4 protein-coding genes are annotated in these 6,960 nt (G+C 20.1%); 3 read left to right on the top strand and 1 reads right to left on the bottom strand.

Annotated features, from left to right (window positions below; genetic code table 11):
- The first annotated feature begins 893 nt into the window (after nt 1-893).
- Nucleotides 894-1,382 carry a Pr6Pr family membrane protein gene (locus tag AB6A63_RS01500; protein ID WP_370430926.1) on the top strand — a complete coding sequence of 163 codons (489 nt, stop codon included), beginning with the start codon at nt 894-896 and terminating at the stop codon, nt 1,380-1,382.
- Nucleotides 1,383-2,035: 653 nt separating this feature from the next.
- Complete coding sequence (locus AB6A63_RS01495) at nt 2,036-2,515, top strand: hypothetical protein (RefSeq protein ID WP_370430925.1); 480 nt, start codon at nt 2,036-2,038, stop codon at nt 2,513-2,515.
- A gap of 198 nt (nt 2,516-2,713) precedes the next feature.
- On the opposite strand, the gene AB6A63_RS01490 is transcribed toward AB6A63_RS01495, so the two are convergent.
- Nucleotides 2,714-3,187 carry a Panacea domain-containing protein gene (locus AB6A63_RS01490; protein WP_370430924.1) on the bottom strand — a complete coding sequence of 158 codons (474 nt, stop codon included), beginning with the start codon at nt 3,185-3,187 and terminating at the stop codon, nt 2,714-2,716.
- A gap of 826 nt (nt 3,188-4,013) precedes the next feature.
- Between AB6A63_RS01490 and AB6A63_RS01485 the strand changes: the two genes are divergently transcribed.
- Complete coding sequence (locus AB6A63_RS01485; protein ID WP_370430923.1) at nt 4,014-6,641, top strand: pentapeptide repeat-containing protein; 2,628 nt, start codon at nt 4,014-4,016, stop codon at nt 6,639-6,641.
- Nucleotides 6,642-6,960 lie beyond the last annotated feature (319 nt).

Here is a 6,960-nt window from a genome sequence, read left to right as displayed (position 1 = left end):
TATTTTGATTCAACTTTTTTTATTCCCATTCATAAATAAAAAAAGTCAAATCATTTATTAATTTTTTTTAATAAATAATTTGACTTTGTTTTGTATGGGACTTAGAACTGGTACCACTTTATTGGGGCGGTCAGAACATTAAAGAAAAATACCAATTAAACAAAATATTAAAAATAAAGTAATTTATAATCTATATTTAATTGTTTTTATTATTAAAAAGACCTTGATGGGTCAGGTTTGAACCATTTTTTGCAAAATAAAAAGATAAAATTTATAAAAAAATTAAAAAATGAAAAAAAAGAGAAATTAAAAAAAGATTTCAATTTTAGAAAAGTTTTTTAAAAGATAAAATATAAAAAAATCAAAACTCTAAAATAAGAATTGAGATGACAACTTAATATAGTATTTTAAACATCAAAAAAGCCTCAATTTGGCCCCATGATTAAAAATGTAATTTTTTTATACTATTTTTAATTTTCTTTCTTGATTTGATGCTTTTTTAAAGTTTTTTGTTAAATTATAAAGTTTTCTTTTGTTTTGGCGGCATTATTTAATTATTTATATTCATTTCTATCACTATAATCCGATTATTCATAAAGATTGAAAATAGTTTTATAATTTTTTTCTTTTCTTTTTCTTTTTTAAAAAAAATGAAAAAAAATAATTTTTTTGTTGACATTTATTTTTTTGTGTTATGATAAAAGTAATTAATAAATAATTTTTGATTTTCCAGAAATTTTATTTTTTTTGGAATCAAATGGGACTTTCTTAATGGTACCGTTTTAGTGGTTTTTAACTTTTTTTTCAAAAGTGGGACTTACAAGCGGTACCGGTTTTCGGGTTCAGTACCAAACGTTAATTTTAACTTTACCAACAAAAAAAAGAAATTTTGAATGAAAAAAAATATCAAAATATTTTTTCCAGTGATAAGCTCATTAATTTTATTTTTAGGAATAACAAAATCAATTATTATGGAAAAATATTTAATTTTTATTTGTTTAGTCGATTGTTTTTTATTATTGTTTTATAATTTTATAATTTTGGATAATTCAGCTTTTAATAATAGAGCTTCGTTTGATGTGTTTGTAGCTAATTTAGAACATATAGTTTTACCTTTAATATTTTTTATATATTTTTTTCTAATAAATAAGATTCAATTTTTCAAAAAAGAATTTTATATCGGTTTAATTCATCCTTTTATTTACTTATGTGAAAATTTAATTATAGGAAATATTTTAAATTATTATCCTTATAAATTTTTAGAAAAAGATAAAGATTTATTTTTTGGAATAATGGTTTTTGCATTTTTTATCATTTTATCCTGTGTATCATTTATTTTGATCTTTTTAAAAAATAAAATTTTATTTAAATTCAAAAAATAATAAATATTTACTTTTGTTAACAAAAATTTCAATAAAAAGACTTCATTCAGATTTTGTTTATTATAAAAATTTTCAAAAAGATGGCCTTTTATAAAAATCAAACTTAAATTAATTTTTATTTTTTCAAAAAAATTTTTTCACTTTTTTATAATTTTTTTATTTTCGTCTTTGATTTTTAATCTAAAATAAAATTAGACCTTGTCTGGTAAAAAAAGAAGAAAAAATTCTTATAATTGTAATATCGAAATAAATAATGGATAAATTACCAAAAAACGAAACTGCTTGTAAATACTGTTTGATTTTAAAAACCAGATTTTTTTAAAAATCAAAAAATTATTTATTATTTTTTTTATAATAACACAAACAAAAATAATCGTTAACAATTATTTTTAAAAAATGAAAAATACTTTTTTATATGATGTTTTATAAACTCCTTTATTTTGGTTCAACTTTTTTTATTTCCGTTCATAAAATAAAAAAATAATTTCGATATTTTAAATAAAATTGTTTACTATATTTAAAGTAAAGTGATAATTATTTTATAAATCAAATTTTAATTTTTTTATATAATTTAATTTATAAATAAAAAGATACTATATTTTTCTTAAATAAACTCAATTAATAATTAAATTATAAACAAATGGAGATATCTAATGAATGAAATAAAAAACAAAATAATATTACGAGACTTAATAAATAAAGGCTACACATTAGAAGAACTAAAAGAAAAAGGTTATACCTTTGAAGAAATAAAAAACTCAGGTTTTACATTAGAAGAATTTAAAAGTAGAGGTTATACATTAGAAGAATTGTTATTGGATTTAAATTTTAAATTGCCAGAATTGAAAAAAGCAGGTTTTACAGCCGAAGAATTTAAAAACGCATATTTAAAAATAGATATATTAAAAGAATTAGGTTTTACAGCGAAAGAATTGAAAAATGCTGGTTTTACATTAGAAGAAATAATGGATGGCGGCTTTAACATCTTTGGCTTTCAAAATATAAATTACACATTAGAAGAATTAAAAAATGATTTCAGCTTAAAAGAATTGAAAAATTTTTTTACATTAAAAGAATTAAAAGAATTTTTCACCAAAGAAGAATTAATAGCTGAAGGATTTAAATTAAAATAAAATCAATTATTTTCGGTTATAATAAAATCAATTAAATAATAAAATTAACGAAATAACAAAACGAAACCTTAATTATTCAAAAAATTTTTTCTATGAAATTGTTTTATTCTATTATCAATAAAAAAAGTCCAATTATTTACTTATTTTTCATAAATAATTGGACTTTAAAATTATCTTAAAATATAAAAAATAACGTTCTTAGATATTGTTTTTAGAATAATATTGAAAAATAGCGTTATCAGTAATCTTGTTTCGAGAAAAATCATTATCATATGTAAAGGCAAGATTCCATGGATCTTCCTCTTGGATTTGTTCAGATAATTCCCAAGCTTTTTTCTTTCCGTATTTATCTAAAACGTATTCAATAGAATTTATCACGGCTGAATCTAATTCTTTTTTAAGTGTTGTTTTCATTTGAGGAATGTTTTTATCTCCTAAACGATAAAACTCAAAATATAAAGTTGGAAAAATGGGACCATAAAACCAAGCTTCAATTTTTTCTTCAAATAATGGTTGTTTTTTATTGGTTACTAAGTAATGAGCGTAAATATAAAACACTAATTTTTGTAATTTTAAATTAGTTAAATCATTGATTTTATTTTCGTAAGCGTAATTAATAATATAATCAGAAACATCTAAAATATCAACATTGTTCTTAATTTGTTCTTTCATTTTTTTACTTTTTCCTTATTTTTTTAGTTAGATAATTTTTAAGTTAGAGAATAAATAAATATCGAAACTTTAACTTTAAAAAAACATTCATTCAAAATCTTATTTTAAATATGATTCAAAAATAAAAATAGTTTCTTTTGATTAACGAAATAAATAAATTTAAAATGAAGTTTTTCAATAATTTATAATATGATATTATTTATAATTATTTCGGTTCATGAAATCATATTAAAAAGTAATTCTTAAAATAAAAATATGTTTCTTGAAAGTTTACCTTTATATATAATAACCAAATCCTTATTTTTTTATTATATATTCGATTCAATTAAATTTTGATTTCTATTTCTTAAATTTTTAAAAAAAATTTTTTAAAAAATAAAAAATCTTTTTTAAAAATTTATATAATCATTTTAACATTATTTTTTGTTTTCAAAATAAAAATATTTGTTTCTTATAACAAACAAAAAAACATTAAGTTATCAACTCTTTTTACAATATTGAAAAATATCACTTAATAATTATTGTTTCGTTCAAAAAACTATTTTTTATCTTAAAAAATTATTTCTTAATTTGATGATTTCGTCTTTTTTTGAAAAAAGTTTAATAAAATTGTGCCGTATACAAGAAAAAATAATATAATATATGTTATAAACAAAAACTTATTTTATAAAATAATAATATAATCGATTTATCGAATCTATTATATTATTATTAACTATTCAAATAAATAAATTTTTATTTATTCAGCAAAAATTAAATACAAACCCAAAAATAGATTTTCTTTATAAAAATAACACTTGATGAAATAAAAAGGTATCTTTTCAATATGAAAAAAATTAATTTATTAAATCGAATCAAAATTTTTAATTATTTTTTAATTTCTGTTTTATTTTTAATATCTATTTTGTTTTTATATAATCTTTCGAATAAGAATCAAAATAATAATTTTGAAATAAAAAACAAAAATGAAAACGTTAGGATAATTTCAGAAAGAAATAAACTCTCGCCAAATCCAGAAAATCCTAATTCACCAACAAATTCACAAATAAATATTCCTGCAAATTCAAATATTAATCAAACAAATCATGGAGATTCAGTGGTATCCAGTGATTTTAAAACAGAGGAAATATCACAAATAACATCACCAGAAAGAATACAAAAAATAAAAGACTTAATAAAAGATGCTGCTAATGGACATAAATTAAGAAAGGAAGGTATCACATTACAAGAAATAAAAGACGCAGGTTATTTTTCGTTATTAAGCAAAAATAATTCAGGATTTTTTTCAATATTCGAATTAAAAAATGCAGGTTATACATTACAAGAATTAAACGATATAGGACTCACATTAGAAGAATTAAAAAATGATTTTACATTAAAAGAATTAATAGCTGCTGAAATAAAATTACCAAACTTAAAAAACGCAGGTTTTAAATTAGAAGAATTCATAAAATTAGGTTATAATTACGAAAAATTAAAAAACGCAGGTTTCACAAAAAAAGAATTAGAAAACGCAGGTTTTAGAGACTCAATCAAAAATTATAAAGTTATAGAACAAGAACCAACTGTTGAAGAAGAAGCAAATTCAATAAGAATGTCGGAAAACGATCCAGAATATTCATTAAAAGAATTAAAAAAAATTTATAAATTAGAATCGTTCAAAAAGGCAGGTTTTAATGCGAAAAAATTAAAAGATGCAGGTTTTACATTAAAAGAATTAATACAAATTGATTTTAAATTAAAAGAACTTAAAGAAGCGGAATTTACAGCAAAAGAATTAAAAAATGATTTCACAATAAAAGAATTAAAAGAAGAAGATTTTAATGCAACAGAATTAAAAGAAGCAGGTTTTAATGTAAGAGAATTGAAACAAGCGGGTTTTAAATTAGAAGAATTAAAAGAAGCAGAATTTATTGTTGAAGAATTAAAAAATGATTTCACAATAAAAGAATTAGAAAACATTTTTACATTAAATGAATTAAGAACAAAATTCGAAATAATTGATTTTTTAACGGAAGATTATAAATTAGAACAATTAAACCAAATTTTCCCACTAATAGAATTAAAGAAATTTTTTAAAATAAGAGAATTTCGAACACTCCCAGAATATTCTGATTTACAAATTTTAACAAAAGTAAAAGACTCTTCTAAAACAACACAAAATAGTCCATCTTCTACACCAACAGCTATTGAAGCAAAAGTTTCTAAAACACAAATGTATTGTGCAACTCCGCAAACAAATTATGAAACAACGCAAGTTAATCCAACCGCTCTACCAAACATTTTTAAAGCAAGCGATTTTAAAAAAGAAGGTTTTAAAGCGAGAGAGTTGATAAAAGTCGAAACTCCAAGACAAAATATGTATAATCATAACTTGCTTATTAAAACACAAGAAGAAGGATTTACATTAAAAGACTTAGTGAAAGACGGATTTACCTTACAAGATTTAAAAACAGAGGGATTTAAGATTCAAGAATTAAAAAGTGAAGGTTTCGCATTAGAAGAATTAAAAAATGTTTTTACAATACAAGAATTCCAAAACGAAGGTTATAATTTGAGACAACTTAAAGATTTACCAGTAGAAAAATTCAAAAAAGAAGGTATTGGATTACAAGAATTAAAAAATGCAGGTTTTAATTTATACTTATTAAAAAATGGAGGTTTTACATTAAAAGAATTACAAGAAAATATAGAACCACAAGCGAAAGAATTTAAAAATGACGGATTTAAAGCAAAAGAATTAAAACAAGATTTTAAATTACAATACTTAAAAGAAGCAAGTTATACAGCAAGAGAATTAAATGATGCACAATATTCAATACAAGAATTAAAAAATGTAAATTTTAATGTAAAAGATTTTAAACAAGAAAATTTTAAAGCCAAAGACTTAAAAGGAATTTTTGAATTACAAGAATTAAAAAATGCAAAATATACAGCAAGAGAATTAAAAGATGCACAATATTCAATACAAGAATTAAAAAATGTAAATTTTAATGTAAAAGAATTATATTATGCAGGTTTTAAAGCAAGAGAATTATATAATGCAGGTTTTAAATTAAAAAAATTCAAAAACTTCAAATTAAAAGCGTCTATTTTAAAACAAGAAAATTTTAAAGCAAAAGAATTAAAAGAAGCAGATTATACATTAAGAGAATTAAAAGATGCAGGATTTACAGCAAAAGAATTAAAAGATAGCGGTTATACATTGCAACAATTAAAAGAAGTTAAATTTACAGCGTATGATTTCAAAAAAGAAGAATTTACAGCAAAAGACTTAAAAGATGCAGGTTTTAATTTACAAGAATTAAAATATGCAGGATTTGTAGCAAGAGATTTAAAAAATGCAGGTTTTTATTTAAAAGAACTAGTATATGTCTTTAATGATAACGAATTAAAAAAAGCAGGATTTTCACAAAGAGAAATCGAACAAGCAAAAAGATCAAGAATGTATTAATATTAAAAAAATTATTTTAAAAAATCAATTCGATAAAAAAACTTTAGATAATTAAATTAAAAAACATCATAAATAAATTTTCTTCATTAATCTTCTAATATTATCTTTTTAAAAAATATTTAAAAATTTATAAAAAACATTTTTACCAAAAAAATGATTCAAAACCTCTAAAATAGAGATTTGTTTCTTTTTTTTTTTTTTTTCGATACAAAAAAAAAAAAAAAACTTAATAACAAATTTTGAAAAAAAGAAATCTTTTTTTTCTTTAAAAAATGAAAAAAAAACGTAAATTTATTTCTTTTTTTAATAAAAATTTTTT

This window comes from 'Camptotheca acuminata' phytoplasma, from assembly GCF_041276565.1.
Lineage (GTDB): Bacteria > Bacillota_I > Bacilli_A > Acholeplasmatales > Acholeplasmataceae > Phytoplasma.
This window is presented reverse-complemented; position numbering and strand designations above follow the sequence as displayed.

Excerpts from the sequence above, each read along its gene's own strand:
- AB6A63_RS01495 (WP_370430925.1), top strand. The coding sequence starts at position 2,036 with ATGAATGAAATAAAAAACAAAATAATATTACGAGACTTAATAAATAAA.
- AB6A63_RS01500 (WP_370430926.1), top strand. The coding sequence starts at position 894 with ATGAAAAAAAATATCAAAATATTTTTTCCAGTGATAAGCTCATTAATT.
- AB6A63_RS01485 (WP_370430923.1), top strand. The coding sequence starts at position 4,014 with ATGAAAAAAATTAATTTATTAAATCGAATCAAAATTTTTAATTATTTT.
- AB6A63_RS01490 (WP_370430924.1), bottom strand. The coding sequence starts at position 3,187 with ATGAAAGAACAAATTAAGAACAATGTTGATATTTTAGATGTTTCTGAT.